A 15551-nucleotide genomic window follows, 5' to 3' on the forward strand; every position below is an offset into this window, starting at 1 on the left:
GCCGCGTTGTGTTATTTCTTTGTTACATTCATGATATTTCCTTCCGTAATATAACGACTTAAGGAAAGATCAGATGACGTTTCCCTTTCGAGTTTCTCTTCTGAGCGCAGCCTCGCTCGCCAGCCGCATTGATGAACTGGCGGAGGTGCTGGTGGATTGCGTGCAGGGCGGCGCGTCGGTCAGCTTTATGCTGCCGTTTTCGCATGACAAGGCGCGGGATTTTTGGCACGGCGTGGCGCAAAGCGCGGCGCGAGAAGAGCGTGTCGTTTTCGTTGCTGAAAACGACGCGGGGCGCATTGTTGGCACCGTTCAGCTTATCACCGCGCAGCCGGACAACCAGCCGCACCGGGCTGACGTGGCGAAGTTACTGGTGCACCGACAAGCGCGGCGCGGCGGCGCAGCCCGCGAACTGATGGCGTTACTGGAAACCGAGGCGCGCAAACGCGGCAAAAACGTGCTGGTTCTGGATACCGCTACGGGCAGCGACGCCGAGCGTTTTTATCTACGCCATGAATGGCAGAGAGTAGGGGAAATCCCCCGCTACGCGCTGAATCCGGACGGCAGTTATTGCGCTACTACATACTTTTTTAAGCAACTATAAAATTTTTTAATAAGTCGGCCCAAATTGATCAAAACGGGGTTTCATAAAAAAAGTTTCTGCTACGGTGAGCAGGCAGTGCGAAAACAGGTTGTCTGATAAAAATCCACCAAGGAACTTATTGTGAACACATTGAATCGTCGTGATTTTCCCGGGGCCAGCTTTCCCGATCGCATCATCCAGTTTGGTGAAGGAAACTTCCTGCGTGCTTTTGTCGACTGGCAGATCGATCTTCTCAATGAACATACGGACCTTAACGCCGGCGTGGTTGTGGTTCGCCCCATCGACAGTACGTTCCCGCCATCGCTCAGCACCCAGGACGGGTTGTACACCACTATCATTCGCGGCCTGAATGAAAAAGGGGAAGCGGTGAGCGACGCGCGGCTGATCCGTTCAGTCAACCGTGAAATCAGCGTTTACTCACAATACGATGAGTTCCTGAAGCTGGCGCATAACCCGGATATCCGCTTTGTTTTTTCCAATACCACTGAAGCGGGCATCAGCTTCCACGCCGGGGATAAATTTGAGGACGCGCCGGCGGTAAGCTACCCGGCGAAGCTGACTCGCCTGCTGTTTGAACGCTATACCCATTTTAACGGCGCGCAGGATAAAGGCTGGGTGCTGATCCCCTGCGAGCTGATTGACTACAACGGCGAAGCGCTGCGCGAGCTGGTTCTGCGTTATGCCCAGGAATGGGCGCTGCCGCAGGCATTCGTTGCATGGCTCAACAGCGCCAATACCTTCTGCTCAACGCTGGTTGACCGTATCGTCACCGGTTATCCGCGTGATGAAGTGGCGGAGCTGGAAGCAAAGCTTGGCTATCATGACGCTTTCCTGGATACCGCCGAGCATTTCTATCTGTTTGTGATTCAGGGGCCGCAGTGGCTGGCGCAGGCGTTGCGTCTTGATAAACTGGCGCTGAATGTGCTTATCGTCGATGACATCAAGCCTTATAAAGCGCGCAAAGTGGCCATTCTGAACGGCGCGCATACGGCTCTGGTGCCGGTCGCCTTCCAGGCGGGCCTGGATACCGTGGGCGAGGCGATGGATGACCCGCAGGTTTGCGCTTACGTGGAAAAAGCGATCCATGAAGAGATAATTCCGGTGCTGGATTTGCCGCGCGACGAGCTGGAGTCCTTCGCAAGCGCAGTGGTAAGCCGCTTTCGCAACCCTTACATCAAACATCAACTGCTCTCTATCGCCCTTAATGGCATGACCAAATTCCGCACCCGCATTCTGCCGCAGTTGCTGGCAGGGCAGGAGACCAGCGGCAAGCTGCCAGCGCGCCTGACCTTTGCGCTGGCAGCGCTGATTGCTTTCTATCGTGGCGAGCGCAACGGTGAAAACTACCCGCTGCAGGATGATGCGCACTGGCTTGAGCGTTATCAGCAGTTATGGGCCAAGCAGCGCGACCAGCAAATTACCGTACGTGAACTGGTTGAGACCGTACTGGCTGACGCTGAACACTGGGAGCAGGATCTAACCCAGGTGAATGGTCTGGTCGAGCAGGTCACCGTTGATTTAACCGCTATTCTCGAAAAAGGGATGCGCGAGGCGGTCAAACCGCTTTGCTGATGGCGGTGTGTGGTATCACCAAGCCCGGCCTTGCGCCGGGTTTTTTATTGTTATTTTACTCCTTTAGTTACAACATACATTTTATACATAATGATTACGATAGCATGGCGTCAGTGTTGTCATTGCCATACAGGACAAAAATGGCGGAGGCTGGCGCAGGTGGGTCGCTCTCCTGGAAGGCAGTGAAGCGCTACGCGCCCGTGGTGTAAGGCCCATGGTCAACGTCGCAGAAACAGAACGAAAACCCTTTCAGGCAGCCGAAATTCTCTACACTGAAAGCGCGACAATAAAAACTCGCCATCAGGAGCTTCGCATGTCTTTTACGCTTTCACGTCTTTCACGTCAGGTTGGCTTTGCACTGGGCATTGCCTGCGCCTGGAACGCGCAGGCCGCAGATTTCAGCAATCTTTATGTTTTCGGGGACAGCCTGAGCGATACCGGCAACAATGGCCGCTACACGTTTAACAGCAGCCAGAACCCGCTTTACGATGAAATCCTCGCTGGCCGTTATGGTTTAACGCTTGCGCCTTCAGACGCAGGCGGCAATAACTATGCGGCGGGCAGCGCTGTGGCCATTCCCGCTATCAACCCTCAGGACAATACGCAGGAGCAGGTGCAACGCTATCTGGCGCGGGTAAATGGGCTTGCCGATGGCGAGGGGCTTTATATTCACTGGGTAGGGGGAAATGATTTAGCCGCTGCGGCGCTTAATCCGCTGCAGGCGGCCACTATAGCGCGAACCAGCGCCCAGGCTGCCGCTACACAGGTGCGAACGCTGCTTAACGCTGGCGCCGGGACGGTTATTGTCCCGACGGTGCCGGATGTCAGCGCGACGCCTACCATGATGGAGTCGGTTATTGTGTTAGGGCTTGCGCCCGTAGCTGTCAGCGCATTGCAGGCGGCGTATGCGTCGCTCAACAGCGTGCAGACGCCTGGTCTCGCGGCGCGCCAGCAGGCCATTCACCAGGCGCTGTACGCCGCCGCTTCCGCCGCCAGCCCCATTCCGGCGGTTCAGCAGGCGATTGGTGCTCAGCTGGTTACCGCCTATGACACGCTGGCCGGCCAGGTTTCGCAGCTAACGACGCTGTACAACATGGCAGAGGAGCAGTCGCTGGCGCAACAGGGCGGCAATATCGTCCGGGCGGATATTAACGGTATTTTTAATGAGATCCTCGCCAACCCGGCGCCGTTCGGCATCACCAATACGGCCGGAATGGCGTGTCCGCCCGGGCTTTCCGCTGCGGAATGTACGTCGCAAAGTCCCGGTTTCAATGCAAGCCAGGCGTGGCTGTTTGCCGATCACCTTCACCCCTCGCCAGCGGTCCATGCGTTAATCGCCGACTATATTCAGTCGATTATTGCCGCGCCCGCGCAGGTTTCCACCTTAAACAAAGGGACGCTAGCCGCCGTGCAGGACAGCCGGGCCACGCTCGACAGCCGTTACAATCAGCTGCGCAACGGGCCAAAAGAAGCGGGCAGCGTTGGGGTGTTTGGCGGTTACAGCGGCCAGTACCGGAAATATTCAGATAACGCGGCGGGCGGAGATGGGCGCGCCAATACCAATAATCTCACCGTTGGCGTTGATTATCAGCTGACAGAGAACTGGCTGGTCGGCGGCCTGATTGCCGGTTCGCTGGATAAGCACTATCCGACCGATAATTTTCAGTACGACGCCGACGCCTTCCAGGTGGGGCTGTTCAGCGCGCTGGAGTACGGTCCCGCCTGGCTTAGCGCCGACGTGCATTACTTAACGGCGGATTATAATGATATCCAGCGCCAGGTTGAGCTTGGCCCGCTGACGCGCACTGAAAAAGGCGATACCAGCGCGACGCTCTGGGGGGCGCGGCTGACGGCCGGATTCGACATTCCCGTGACGCCCGAAATAACCACCGGGCCGACGCTGCAATACGCCTGGGACTACAGCCATGTCGATGGCTATCGCGAGCAGGGCGACGACAGCACGGCAATGCGCTATCGCGATCAAAATTATCATTCGCAGGTAGGCAGCGCAGGCTGGCGCATCGATGGCCGCTTTGGCGTAGTGAAGCCCTGGGCCGAGGTGAATTATCGCCACCAGTTTGGCGATAATGTCTGGGTGGGTCAGGGCGGACTGAAAAATACGGCGCTAACCTTCAGCCGCGACGGCGCGAAAGAGGATACCAACTGGGTGGATACCACAATTGGCGCCAGCCTGCCGCTGAGTGAGCAGGTCTCCGCATTTGCTGCGGTTTCGCAAACGGGCGGCTTAAGCAGCGGCGAGCAGACGCGTTATAACCTCGGTATTAGCGCCTCGTTTTAATAAAAAAGGGCTGGCGGCATCGGCCACCAGCCCTTTATATGTTATCGCTTAATTAGGGCTCGCCATAAAGACTGATTAACCGGCGCGTGACGCCGTTGGTCCAGCCGAAACCGTCCTGCAGCGGATACTCGCCACCGCCGCCCGGCTTGGGCGCATAGTCTGCGATGTGGTATTTCTCGATAAGCTTGTTCTCTTCCATGTAAACGCGCTTCACAGTGCGCATCCAGTTATGGGCGATGATATCGGCCAGTGCATCTTCGCCATAGGTTTTCAGCCCCTGGATGGCCATCCACTGCAAGGGCGCCCAGCCGTTGGGTTTATCCCACTGCTGTTCGCTCTCGACATCGGTCGCCAGAATGCCGCCGGGGGTGAGCAGCCGTTCACGAACGTTCACGGCGATTTTCTGCGCCTGTTCATGCGTCGCCATGCCGACATACAGTGGCACCACGCAAGCGGCGGAGAAAGAGGCCAGGCATTCCCGACGCCAGTCGTAATCGCGGAACGTGCCGGAGGTTTCGTCCCACAGGTAGCGGTTCATCGCTGCGCGACGGGCGAAGGCTTTTTCCCGGAACTGCGCCGCGAGCGCCGCATCTTTTTTCAACCCGGCGATGTTTGAAATCGCCGTCTCGAGCTTATAGAGAAACGCGTTAAGATCCACCGGGATAAACTGCGTCGTGCGGATGCTCGCCAGGCGGTCCGCGTCACGCAACCAGCGGGTAGAGTAGTCCCAGCCGGAAGCCGCGCCGGCGCGCAGGTCGCGATACACCTCGCTTGCCGGTCGGCCCGAAAGCTTGGCAGTCTCCACATCCTCATACCAGGATTCATCACGCGGCGTGTCGCGGTCATCCCAGTAGCGGTTAAGCAGCGCGCCATCGGGCATTCTCACCGCATGACGGTAAGCCTGGTTCATATCCAGACTCTCGGCGCCGTCCATCCAGAAGGCGTATTCCATCAGCAGGTGATCAAGGTAACGGCGTGCGCCGCGAACGCCGTCTTCTTCAAACAGCTCCACCATCAACGCAAAGACAGGCGGCTGCGAGCGGCTCAGGTAATAGGTGCGGTTGCCGTTAGGGATATGACCGTAGTTTTCTATCATCCACGCGAAGTTATCCGCCATGCAGCGCAGCAGATCGTTGCGGCCGCTTTCGGCCAGCCCCAGCATGGTGTAATAAGAGTCCCAATAATAGGTCTCGCGAAATCGTCCCCCCGGAACAATATACGCCTGGGGCAACGGCAGCAGTGAAGAGAACTCAATATGTTCCTGCGGCTCGCGGGTCAGCACGGGCCAGAGGCTGTCGATATGCTCTTTGAGGCTACGGTTCGGGTCAGCGACATATTCTTTGCTGTAATCCTTCGGCAAATAGAAGTGATCGTGCACGAAGGCTTTTAAATCGAATCCCGGGTAGCGTTTAGCCCGGCGATAGTTAAGCAGGATCGCCAGCGGCGTCATTTTCGGCGCGCAGTCAGGAAAGGTTTTGCTGTCCGGAAAAATTCGCGCCGACTGGACATGTTCGAAAAGCTCCAGGTAGCGATCGGCCGGGGTCAGCGCATCGGAAGCAGGCATGCCCTCGATTGTTTCGGGCAGCGGTTCCGCTTCGACCATCTCATCCAGCTTGAGCTCACATGGATCGAGCTCATACCGAACTTCTTCGTCGTAAGCTTCTGATTCCGGTACTGTGAGTCGAGATGTCTGATTAAGCATACTAATAAAAACCTCCAGAGTAGCTTTTGGTTAAAGCGTTACTCTTAAGTCTAGCAAAATGGGTTCGTCGGGCCGGGAAGCGGCAATAATTCAGGGCGCTAAAGCCGAAAGTACTGGTGCGTCATAAACAAAAAAGGGCCGTAATTCAGTGCATTCCGCCACTTTTGCTCTGCGTGGGGAAATAATCTGATAATCGACCCTGGCTCACCCGGCCGCTCGCTCGGGCGTTTCAAGTAAGGTGATAATTGTAACGCCGTTGCCTGGTGGAAAATCAAGCAACTTTTTCTACAAACACTTATAAATTCGTAAAAGTAGTTCGATGACCGGAAACATAAAGTTACGGGAAAACAAGCGTCAGGGGAGTTAGCAGCAGAAATCGCCAACAGAAACAGGCAGTTCCTTTCTATACTTGGCAACAGATTTCACCGCATTGGGGATATCACGCTTAGGAGGTAAAAATGAGTCACCTGTTTTCCGAAGGCCGCCTCGGTGAGCTGACATTAACTAACCGCATTATTATCGCGCCGATGTGCCAGTATTCCGCAACAAACGGCGCGCCATCAGACTGGCATAGCGTTCACCTGGGCACCCTGGCGCAGTCTGGCGCGGGGCTGCTGATTGTTGAAGCGACCTCCGTCACACCGGAAGGGCGTATCTCCCCCGGGGATTTGGGGATCTGGAACGACGAGCTCGGCGATGCCCTGCAAAAAGAAGTGGAAAAAATTCGCCACTGGTCGCCCATCAAGCTCGGCATTCAGTTAGGCCATGCTGGCCGCAAGGCGTCAGTCAGCGCCCCCTGGCAGGGCGGCAAATCGCTTTCCGACAGCGAAGGCGGCTGGGAAACTATCGCACCCTCTGCGTTGGCCTTCGGTCAGGACAGAACGCCGAAAGCGATGACCGCGCAAGATATCATCCACATCAGGCAGGCGTTTGTCGACGGCGCGCGGCGCGCGCAAAAAGCGGGGTTTGATCTTATCGAACTGCACGCCGCGCACGGCTATTTGCTGCACCAGTTCCTTTCGCCGCTCGCCAACCAGCGCACCGATGAATATGGCGGCAGCCTCGAAAACCGCCTGCGTCTGGTGCTTGAGATTTTCGATGATGTCAAAAATGCGGTCTCGCTGCCGGTGGGCGTGCGCATCTCCGCTACCGACTGGGCGGAAGGGGGCTGGGATATTGAAGGCTCAATTCAGCTGGCAAAAGCGCTGGAATCGCGCGGCTGCGCCTATATCCACGTCTCCACTGGCGGCCTGACGCCTGCGCAGAAGATCCCGGTCAGCCCGAACTACCAGGTGCCTTTCGCGCAGCAGATCCAGCATCAGGTGTCTATTCCGACGATCGCCGTGGGGCTTATTACCGAGCCGGAACAGGCGGAGGCGATAATCGCTACCGGCCAGGCGGAGTTTATCGCGCTGGCGCGCGGCATTCTCTTTAACCCTCGCTGGCCGTGGCACGCAGCGGCGAAGCTTGGCAGCAAGATTGCAGTGGCGCCGCAGTACCAGCGCAGCGAGCCGCATCACCTTCGCGGACTATTCTCAGTCTGAGCCGTTCGTCAGTAAGGGGCTGAATTCTTTTCTATACTGAACACTTTGCAGTTAACAGAGAGGAGAAAACGATGACCATTCATAAGAAAGGCCAGGCGCACTGGGAAGGCGATATCAAACGCGGCAAAGGCACCGTTTCTACCGAGAGCGGCGCGCTTAAGCAGCAGCCTTATGGCTTTAATACCCGCTTTGAAGGCGCGCCGGGCACCAACCCGGAAGAGCTTATCGGCGCGGCGCACGCCGCCTGCTTCTCCATGGCGCTGTCGCTGATGCTGGGTGAAGAGGGTTATACCCCTGAAAGCATCGATACCACTGCCGATGTTTCGCTGGATAAAGTCGAAGGCGGGTTCGCCATTACGAAAATCGCCCTGAACAGCACGGTAAAACTGCCGGGCATCGAAGAGGCGGCTTTTGACAAAATTATCCAGAAAGCGAAAGCGGGCTGCCCGGTTTCCCAGGTGTTGAAAGCGGAAATCACGCTCGATTACCAGCTCAACTGAGTATTTCCGCAGCGCAAAAGGCTCGTCGCAAGACGGGCCTTTTCTTTTTCCTGCGCAAACAGGCGACGTAAAGCCAAAAAACGCTTATGGTGTGGGCAAAATTTTCAGGCTAAGGGATGACCTTCACATGCATGCATCTAAAGACCCGCTACATGGCGTAACGCTGGAAGCGCTGGTTACCGCGTTAGTTAACCGCTATGGCTGGGAAGAGCTGGCCCGGCGCATCAACATCAACTGTTTTAAAACCGACCCGAGCGTGAAATCGAGCCTGAAGTTTTTGCGACGCACGCCCTGGGCGCGAAAAGAGGTGGAAGCACTCTACCTCGATTCGTTAAACGAGCAGGACGACGCGCCGCCCGCTGAAAGCCCCTGGAGCAACTGGCGAAGCAAGAAGGGCGACCAATAACGAAAAAAGCCTCGCGGTTAACCGCGAGGCTTTTTGTCTGCCGCTGTCAGATTGAGGTGCGGCGGTAGTTGCGGTACTCCGGTAGCCAGAAGTTATCTTCAATAGCCTGCTCGAGCGCCTCGGCGGAGACTTCCACCGCCACGCCTTGCGCCTGCGCCATTTTGCCGACGGCAAAGGCGATAGCGCGAGAGACATTCTGAATTTCCGACAGCGGCGGCAGCACCAGCCCGTAACCGGTATTCACCAGCGGTGAATGCTGCGCCAGGGTCTCGCTCGCCGCCATCAGCATTTCGTCCGTAATGCGCGACGCGCCGGACGCAATCACCCCAAGACCAATGCCAGGGAAGATGTAAGCGTTGTTGCACTGCGCTATAGGGAAAGTTTTGTCTTTCCAGACCACTGGCGGGAACGGGCTGCCGGTCGCCACCAGCGCATTGCCTTCGGTCCAGTGAATAATATCGTGCGGCGTCGCTTCCACGCGGGATGTCGGGTTGGAGAGCGGCATAACGATTGGGCGAGGGCAGTGTTTATGCATCTCGCGGATGATCTCTTCAGTAAAGAGTCCCGTCTGGCCGGATACGCCGATAAGAATGTCAGGCTTGACGTTACGCACCACATCCAGCAGGGAGATCGCGTCGCTGTCCGTCTGCCAGCCCTGCAGGTTTTCGCGCTTTTGCACAAGCTTAGTCTGGAACGGCAGCAGGTTCGGCATGTTGTCGGTCAACAGGCCGAAACGGTCGACCATAAAGACTTTCTGGCGCGCCTGCTCCTCGGTGAGCCCTTCACGCTGAGTCTGCGCGACTATCTGCTCGGCAATGCCGCAGCCGGCGGAGCCAGCGCCCAAAAAGACGATTTTCTGTTCGCTGAGCTGGCTGCCCGCCGCACGGCTCGCGGCAATCAGCGTGCCTACGGTTACCGCCGCCGTGCCCTGGATATCGTCATTAAAGGAGCAAATTTCATTGCGGTAGCGCTGGAGCAGCGGGGTCGCGTTCTTCTGCGCAAAGTCCTCAAACTGCAGCAGCACGTTCGGCCAGCGATGTTTCACTGCCTGAATAAACTCATCCACAAAAGCGTAATACTCTTCATCGGTAATGCGCGGATGACGCCAGCCCATGTAGAGCGGGTCGTTCAGCAGTTGCTGGTTATTGGTGCCGACATCCAGCACCACCGGCAGCGTGTAAGCCGGGCTGATGCCGCCGCAGGCGGTGTAAAGCGAAAGCTTGCCGATAGGAATGCCCATGCCGCCGATGCCCTGATCGCCAAGGCCCAGAATGCGCTCGCCGTCAGTAACCACAATCACTTTGATATTGTGGTTCGGCACGTTTTGCAGGATGTCGTCCATATACTGGCGATTAGGCCAGGAGATAAAGACGCCGCGCGCGCGGCGGTAGATTTCAGAGAAGCGTTCGCAGGCGAGGCCGACGGTGGGGGTATAAATAACCGGCATCATCTCGTCGAGATGGTTTTCCACCAGCCGGTAGAAGAGGGTTTCGTTGGTGTCCTGAATATTGCGCAGGTAAATGTGCTTATCAATATCGGTTTTAAATTCCTGATATTGTCGCCAGGCGCGCTCAGCCTGTTCATCGATGGTTTCCACCACTTCAGGCAGCAAACCGATCAGGTTAAAGTTAGCGCGCTCTTCCATACTAAAGGCGCTGCCCTTGTTCAGGCGGGGAAACTCCAGCAGTACCGGACCGGCATAGGGAATATAAAGGGAGCGATTTTTTTTCTGCTTCATGTCCATTTGGCTTACTCAGTTATATTTTTTTACTGCGCTGACACCGCCTGCACGCAACTGTCCGGGCTGTGACCGCACGCGAAACACCACGTCTGCCTATGGTATTGCACAACGCCACGGCAATCGACATAAAATCGATACATATAAGTAATGAGTTCTCTTTAATCCATTGAAAACAGGTGAGGAAAGAATGGAATACGACACGGTGCTTGCGTTCTGGTTTGAAAAGACACCCTCATCGCAGTGGTTTAAACAAGACGCCGCGCTTGATAAGCAGATCCGCGAAACCTTTTACGACACCTGGCAGGCGGCCTGTCGCGGCGAGCTTTACCCCTGGCGGGAGAGCAGCAGAGGACGGCTTGCTGAGATAATCGTGCTCGATCAGTTTTCCCGCAACCTGCACCGTGAAAGCGCCGCGGCTTATGCGCAGGACAGCATGGCGCTGGTTCTGTCACAGGAGATCCTCCGCCAGCCAGACTGGCGCGCCCTGAACGTCACGGAAAAAGCCTTCAGCCTGATGCCGTGGACGCATTCAGAATCGTCGCGTATTCACGAGCAGGCGCTAAAACTGTTTGAAACGCTTAATGAGCCCGCTTTTAGCGATTCGGAACGCAAGCACAAAGCCATCATCGACCGGTTTGGCCGTTACCCGCATCGCAACGAGGCGCTTGGCCGGGAGAGTACCGAAGCGGAACTGGCTTTCTTACGCGACAATAAAGGACGATTTTAATCAGCGGGCGAACCGCCGGGAACCCGCCACGCAAAGGAGGATAGCGAGCGTAACGGCGAGCATCGTAAAGCTTACGGGTTCTCCGAGCAGCGTGGCGGAAATGGCCAGGCCCAAAAAGGGTTGTAACAGCTGCAACTGGCCTACGCTTGCAATGCCGCCCTGCGCCAGACCTCTGTACCAGAAGATAAAGCCAATCAGCATGCTGAACAACGCAACGTAGCCCAGGGCGCACCATGCGGACGTACTGATATGGCTAAAACTCACCGGGCGCGTAACAAAAGTCAGCGTAAGCATGAGCGGTAAGGCGAGGATCAGCGCCCAGCTGATGGTTTGCCAGCCGCCAAGCGTGCGCGTAAGACGGGCGCCTTCGGCATACCCCAGTCCGCAGACAAGCACCGCCGCCAGCATATAAAGCCCCCCGACGGATGAAACATCGATTCCCTGTGAAAGCGCGTATCCTGCAACCAGCAGGCTGCCAGCGAGAGAGAAGATCCAGAACAGCGGACGCGGTTTTTCGTTCGCGCGAAGCACGCCGAACAGCGCGGTGGCTAAGGGCAAGAGGCCGAGGAAAATAATCGACTGCGCCGAGGTCATATGACGAAGGGCGAGGGCGGTCAGCAGCGGAAAGCCAATCACCACGCCAGACGAGACCAACCCCAGCGCGAGCAGGTGGGATTTATGTGGTCTGGCGCTCTTCATCAAGCCAATGAGCATCAGCGCCAGCATGCCCGCTATTGAAGCGCGCGCGACGGTAAGAAAAAACGGATCGAAATCCATCACCGCCACACGGGTGGCTGGCAGCGAGCCGCTAAAAATCAGAACGCCAAGAAAACCATTTACCCAGCCGTTGACCGCATTGTTTGATCCCTGCATGAACCGTACCTCTTATAAATGAGCGTTGACGGGCAAAACCTTACGGCGCACATTTATGACAATCAAATTATTGTCATAGATACATAGTATGAAAGCGCGTTATAAAACCCTGGTGGATGAGTTCGCCCAGGCGATCCGGACCGGCAAGCAGGCTGCGGGCAGCCGTTTGCCCACGCACCGACAGTTATCTGCGCAGCGCGGTATTTCTCTTGCCACGGCAACGCGGGTTTATGCTGAACTGGAGGCGATGGGGCTGGTCAGCGGCGAAACAGGGCGGGGCACCTTTGTGCGGGAGCAGACGCTGCCGCCGGGGCTGGGCGTTGATCAACTCGCCGTCGCCTCCGATGTGCTTGATCTCAACTTTAACTATCCTGCGCTGCCCGAACAGGCCGATCTGCTGAGAGAGGGGCTGAAACAGCTCGCGATTTCAGGGGAGATCGACGCGCTGCTGCGCTATCAGCCACACGCGGGCAGAGCGCATGAGCGCGAGGCCTTCGCCCATTATCTTGCCGGCAAAGGCGTCGAGTGCGGCGGCGAGGAGGTCATTATCGTCAGCGGCGCGCAGCATGGCCTTGCCGTGACGTTGATGGCCCTGTTGCAGCCTGGCGATGTCGTGGCGGTGGATGCGCTGACTTATCCCGGCTTTAAGATCCTCGCGCAGCAGCTTCACCTTGAGCTGTTGGCTATCCCTGCGGCTTCTGGCGCGATGGATCTGGATGCGCTGGAAAAATATTGTCAGTCCCGCCGGGTTAAAGCGGTCTATACCATGCCGACGCTGCATAATCCGATGGGCTGGGTAATGGACAAGACGCGGCGTGTCCGGCTTGCCGCTTTAGCGGAACGCTACGGGTTAGCGCTGATTGAAGACGCGGCGTATGCATGGCTTGAGGCTGCACCGCCGAAACCGCTCAGATACTATGCCCCCGAGCATACGGTTTATGTTTCCGGCTTTTCGAAAAACGTGGCTACGGGGTTACGCGTCGGCATGGTCGTGGCGCCGGAAAAGCAACGCGCAAGGATAGAAAGAGCCATTCGGGCGACGACATGGAACACGCCTGCCGTGCTGACCTCGCTGGTTTGCGGCTGGCTGCGCGACGGCACGGTTTTGCGCCTCGAAGCGTTAAAAAGAGAGGATGCGCATAAGCGCCAGCGGCTGGCAAGGGAGGTGTTCGGCAAAATGGCCTGGCAGGCGCATCCGAATGCGTATTTTGGCTGGATAGCCTTGCAAGAAGAGATGCGCGCGGAGCGTGTAGTGAGCGAGCTGCTGAAAAAGCGTATTTCCGTTTCCACTGCTGAACCGTTTTGTACTTCGCCTTTTGTTCCTCATGCCATTCGTCTGGCGCTTGGCTCCGTCAGCATGGCGAACCTGGAAACGGGGCTGAAAACGGTGAGGGCGACAATCGAGCATTTCACGGATTTATAACCTCAGCCGGAACGCTGTCCGGCCGAGGAGGGGAGTTAAATGCTCAGACCGCCGGCGATATCAATCACGCCGCCGGTAATATAGCCGCCCTGTGGGCCTGCCAGGAACGACGCCATCGCCGCGACTTCCTCAAGCGTGGCGATGCGGCGGATAGTGTGAAGTTCCATCAGCGCATCTGGAACTGATTCGCCTAATGCTTCACGAGACATATCCGTCGGCATCACGCCTGGCTGGATAACGTTTACCGTAATATTTTTCCCGCCAAGATCGCGCGCCACGCCTTTTGCATAGCCGACGATCGCCGCTTTAGTGCCAGCATAATCAGCGGCGCCCGCAAACGGCACATGGCCGCCCAGCAGCGAGCCGATGAAAATAATCCGGCCTTCCCGGGATAAAACTTGCGCCGCGGCGCGGGTCACGGCGACGGGCCCCATGACGTTGGTCTGCCACTGACGGTCAAGGTTGACCGTATCAAGTTCGGGGTCGTCCACCGTTTTGCCCTGAACCGCAATGGCGGCGTTATTCACCAGAATATCGAGCTTGCCGAAGTGAGAAATAACGTCATTAATGAGCGGCTTAGCGGCGGTCATATCCGCCTGGTCGCTTTGAATCGCGATGGCCCGTACACCTTTAGCCTGCAGTTTTTCCACCACGGCCTGGGCTTTTGCGCCAGAAGCCACAAACGTAATCGCCACATCCGCGCCCTGGTCTGCGAACTGCTCAGCAATAACAGCGCCAAGCCCGCGAGAACCGCCTGTAACGAGCGCCACTTTACCTGCTAACGATTTCTGCATAACCACAGTCTCTCTGTTAATAAGTTACCCCATCCGGGGAGAGTGAGAATTTCATAACGACCATTATCGTAATGAACGTTATGGAATTAGACTTACGTCGTCAAGCGATTTAATATCGATCGTTATGAAATAATGAGGTCAGGTGATGGGACGTAATCGCGAGTTTGATGTAGAAAAGGCGCTGAACGCCGCGCTGGGCGTGTTCTGGAGTAAGGGTTATGAAGGGACGTCATACTCTGATTTAACCAAAGCGACCGGTGTGGAGCGGCCTGCGCTGTATTCCGCTTTCGGCAACAAAGAGGCGCTGTTCCTGCGCGCGCTTGATCATTATTACACGCATTATCTAGATTTCTTTCCCGCCGCGCTGGCGCAGCCAACCGCGAAAGCGGTCGCGGCCTCGGTTCTGCGCGCTGCGGCAGATTTGCATACCCGCTATCCGGAGCATACCGGCTGTCTTGGGATCAACGGGGCGCTGGCCTGTTCGGATGACGCGCAGCCGATACAAAAAGCGTTGATTGCCGCGCGTGAGGATGGCGAAACGCAGCTGCGTGAGCGATTCGAACGCGCGAAAGCGGAAGGCGATTTGCCGCAGACGGTCGACTGCACCGCCCTGGCCGCGTTTATCTGCGCCGTGCTGCACGGCATGGCCATTCAGGCAAAAGCGGGATTCGGACGCGATAAGCTCGAAGCGATAATTAATCAGACATTAGCGGGTTGGCCATCGTAAATTCAGCAATTCTTGTAGCATTTCTTATTACTTACAAGGAAAAAAATGAGTTTTTATAATGCTGTTATTTTTTTATCTCATATACAGCCAATGTCTTAGAGCGACTCAGTTGTTAAGTGTTTGCACCAGACAAAGAAGCCAGCGTTGCAGCTGGCCCTGGCAATTTAGTTAAACTTGATTTTAAATTCGTCTTTCATATCATCCAAGTCATTAATTCTCTTTGCTTGCTTCTGGCTTCTCAGCTCTTCAAGTATTGCCTTCAAGTAATCAGCCTGAGCAAATAAAACAATTCTTGTTTCATAAGACGTAATACTTTTAACCATCCAGAAGCCAAGAATGATAGTTGCAACAATTTTTACTGTATTGACGTCAATAGAGTAGCTTTCAGCCAAGATAACTAACAGTGAATCATTGGTCCCAATGATAAAGAACCAAATTAATATAGTTATAACCAGATTGATAATAAGTATGGCGAACGCAAGATTCTTAGTCAGATAAGAGCTTTTCATAAAAAATCCTTTTATTAAGACACTTCAGGTTTGCATGTGTGAATCAGTCAGAGATGCAATTTTATAAAGAAGAGTAGGTGGCTAATGGCTTGTAGCAGGCTAGCCCAGTTCTTCGAACCCATTTGCTCTAAGC

Annotated in this window: 14 protein-coding genes; 9 read left to right on the plus strand and 5 right to left on the minus strand. The window is 55.9% G+C overall.

What is annotated here, in order from left to right; all coding sequences use genetic code 11:
- The first annotated feature begins 73 nt into the window (after positions 1–73).
- From IEX01_RS06530 to IEX01_RS06540, 3 genes are all read left to right on the plus strand, one after another.
- Positions 74–601 carry a GNAT family N-acetyltransferase gene (locus IEX01_RS06530; RefSeq protein ID WP_188723484.1) on the plus strand — a complete coding sequence of 176 codons (528 nt, stop codon included), beginning with the start codon at positions 74–76 and terminating at the stop codon, positions 599–601.
- Positions 602–721: 120 nt separating this feature from the next.
- Positions 722–2173: a tagaturonate reductase gene (locus IEX01_RS06535; protein WP_188723485.1), complete on the plus strand. Its 1452-nt coding sequence runs from the start codon at positions 722–724 to the stop codon at positions 2171–2173.
- 313 nt (positions 2174–2486) lie between these two features.
- Complete coding sequence (locus IEX01_RS06540) at positions 2487–4472, plus strand: autotransporter outer membrane beta-barrel domain-containing protein (RefSeq protein ID WP_188723486.1); 1986 nt, start codon at positions 2487–2489, stop codon at positions 4470–4472.
- Positions 4473–4524: 52 nt separating this feature from the next.
- Here the strand turns inward: IEX01_RS06540 and IEX01_RS06545 are convergent, their stop codons facing one another.
- Complete coding sequence (locus tag IEX01_RS06545; protein ID WP_024555601.1) at positions 4525–6174, minus strand: alpha,alpha-trehalase; 1650 nt, start codon at positions 6172–6174, stop codon at positions 4525–4527.
- 458 nt (positions 6175–6632) lie between these two features.
- Here IEX01_RS06545 and IEX01_RS06550 point away from each other — a divergent pair, with 458 nt between their 5' ends.
- The 3 genes from IEX01_RS06550 (at position 6633) to IEX01_RS06560 (ending at position 8624) form a co-directional block, all read left to right on the plus strand.
- Complete coding sequence (locus IEX01_RS06550; protein WP_188723487.1) at positions 6633–7718, plus strand: NADH:flavin oxidoreductase/NADH oxidase; 1086 nt, start codon at positions 6633–6635, stop codon at positions 7716–7718.
- A 71-nt stretch (positions 7719–7789) separates the two neighbouring features.
- Positions 7790–8218, plus strand: a complete 429-nt coding sequence (locus tag IEX01_RS06555) for an OsmC family protein (RefSeq protein ID WP_024555603.1) — start codon at positions 7790–7792, stop codon at positions 8216–8218.
- A 127-nt stretch (positions 8219–8345) separates the two neighbouring features.
- Positions 8346–8624, plus strand: coding sequence for a VF530 family protein (locus tag IEX01_RS06560; RefSeq protein ID WP_024560227.1), 279 nt, complete (start codon positions 8346–8348; stop codon positions 8622–8624).
- A gap of 46 nt (positions 8625–8670) precedes the next feature.
- On the opposite strand, the gene IEX01_RS06565 is transcribed toward IEX01_RS06560, so the two are convergent.
- Positions 8671–10368 (minus strand): NAD-dependent malic enzyme, encoded by a 1698-nt coding sequence (locus tag IEX01_RS06565; RefSeq protein ID WP_188723488.1) that lies wholly within the window; start codon positions 10366–10368, stop codon positions 8671–8673.
- Between the two features lie 184 nt (positions 10369–10552).
- On the opposite strand from IEX01_RS06565, the gene IEX01_RS06570 reads away from it, so the two are divergent.
- On the plus strand, positions 10553–11092 hold the full coding sequence (locus IEX01_RS06570) for a DUF924 family protein (RefSeq protein WP_188723489.1): 540 nt from the start codon (positions 10553–10555) through the stop codon (positions 11090–11092).
- On the opposite strand, the gene IEX01_RS06575 is transcribed toward IEX01_RS06570, so the two are convergent.
- Positions 11093–11965 carry a DMT family transporter gene (locus IEX01_RS06575; protein WP_188723490.1) on the minus strand — a complete coding sequence of 291 codons (873 nt, stop codon included), beginning with the start codon at positions 11963–11965 and terminating at the stop codon, positions 11093–11095.
- An 88-nt stretch (positions 11966–12053) separates the two neighbouring features.
- On the opposite strand from IEX01_RS06575, the gene IEX01_RS06580 reads away from it, so the two are divergent.
- Positions 12054–13388 (plus strand): aminotransferase-like domain-containing protein, encoded by a 1335-nt coding sequence (locus IEX01_RS06580; protein WP_188723491.1) that lies wholly within the window; start codon positions 12054–12056, stop codon positions 13386–13388.
- A gap of 35 nt (positions 13389–13423) precedes the next feature.
- Here the strand turns inward: IEX01_RS06580 and IEX01_RS06585 are convergent, their stop codons facing one another.
- Entirely contained in the window at positions 13424–14182 is a 759-nt protein-coding gene (locus IEX01_RS06585) for an SDR family NAD(P)-dependent oxidoreductase (protein WP_188723492.1), read from the minus strand.
- A gap of 145 nt (positions 14183–14327) precedes the next feature.
- On the opposite strand from IEX01_RS06585, the gene IEX01_RS06590 reads away from it, so the two are divergent.
- The gene (locus IEX01_RS06590) at positions 14328–14909 is read left to right on the plus strand and encodes a TetR/AcrR family transcriptional regulator (protein WP_188723493.1); all 582 of its coding nucleotides are present in this window, start codon (positions 14328–14330) and stop codon (positions 14907–14909) included.
- A 164-nt stretch (positions 14910–15073) separates the two neighbouring features.
- On the opposite strand, the gene IEX01_RS06595 is transcribed toward IEX01_RS06590, so the two are convergent.
- Positions 15074–15418, minus strand: coding sequence for a hypothetical protein (locus tag IEX01_RS06595; protein WP_188723494.1), 345 nt, complete (start codon positions 15416–15418; stop codon positions 15074–15076).
- Between the last annotated feature and the right edge of the window lie 133 nt (positions 15419–15551).

It is taken from the genome of Franconibacter daqui (assembly GCF_014644275.1).
GTDB classification, from domain to species: Bacteria; Pseudomonadota; Gammaproteobacteria; order Enterobacterales; family Enterobacteriaceae; genus Franconibacter; species Franconibacter pulveris.

What these genes read in the sequence shown, in the direction of transcription:
- IEX01_RS06530 (WP_188723484.1), top strand. Translation starts at nt 74, where the DNA reads ATGACGTTTCCCTTTCGAGTTTCTCTTCTGAGCGCAGCCTCGCTCGCC.
- IEX01_RS06540 (WP_188723486.1), top strand. Translation starts at nt 2,487, where the DNA reads ATGTCTTTTACGCTTTCACGTCTTTCACGTCAGGTTGGCTTTGCACTG.
- IEX01_RS06545 (WP_024555601.1), bottom strand. Translation starts at nt 6,174, where the DNA reads ATGCTTAATCAGACATCTCGACTCACAGTACCGGAATCAGAAGCTTAC.
- IEX01_RS06550 (WP_188723487.1), top strand. Translation starts at nt 6,633, where the DNA reads ATGAGTCACCTGTTTTCCGAAGGCCGCCTCGGTGAGCTGACATTAACT.
- IEX01_RS06555 (WP_024555603.1), top strand. Translation starts at nt 7,790, where the DNA reads ATGACCATTCATAAGAAAGGCCAGGCGCACTGGGAAGGCGATATCAAA.
- IEX01_RS06560 (WP_024560227.1), top strand. Translation starts at nt 8,346, where the DNA reads ATGCATGCATCTAAAGACCCGCTACATGGCGTAACGCTGGAAGCGCTG.
- IEX01_RS06565 (WP_188723488.1), bottom strand. Translation starts at nt 10,368, where the DNA reads ATGGACATGAAGCAGAAAAAAAATCGCTCCCTTTATATTCCCTATGCC.
- IEX01_RS06570 (WP_188723489.1), top strand. Translation starts at nt 10,553, where the DNA reads ATGGAATACGACACGGTGCTTGCGTTCTGGTTTGAAAAGACACCCTCA.
- IEX01_RS06575 (WP_188723490.1), bottom strand. Translation starts at nt 11,965, where the DNA reads ATGCAGGGATCAAACAATGCGGTCAACGGCTGGGTAAATGGTTTTCTT.
- IEX01_RS06580 (WP_188723491.1), top strand. Translation starts at nt 12,054, where the DNA reads ATGAAAGCGCGTTATAAAACCCTGGTGGATGAGTTCGCCCAGGCGATC.
- IEX01_RS06585 (WP_188723492.1), bottom strand. Translation starts at nt 14,182, where the DNA reads ATGCAGAAATCGTTAGCAGGTAAAGTGGCGCTCGTTACAGGCGGTTCT.
- IEX01_RS06590 (WP_188723493.1), top strand. Translation starts at nt 14,328, where the DNA reads ATGGGACGTAATCGCGAGTTTGATGTAGAAAAGGCGCTGAACGCCGCG.
- IEX01_RS06595 (WP_188723494.1), bottom strand. Translation starts at nt 15,418, where the DNA reads ATGAAAAGCTCTTATCTGACTAAGAATCTTGCGTTCGCCATACTTATT.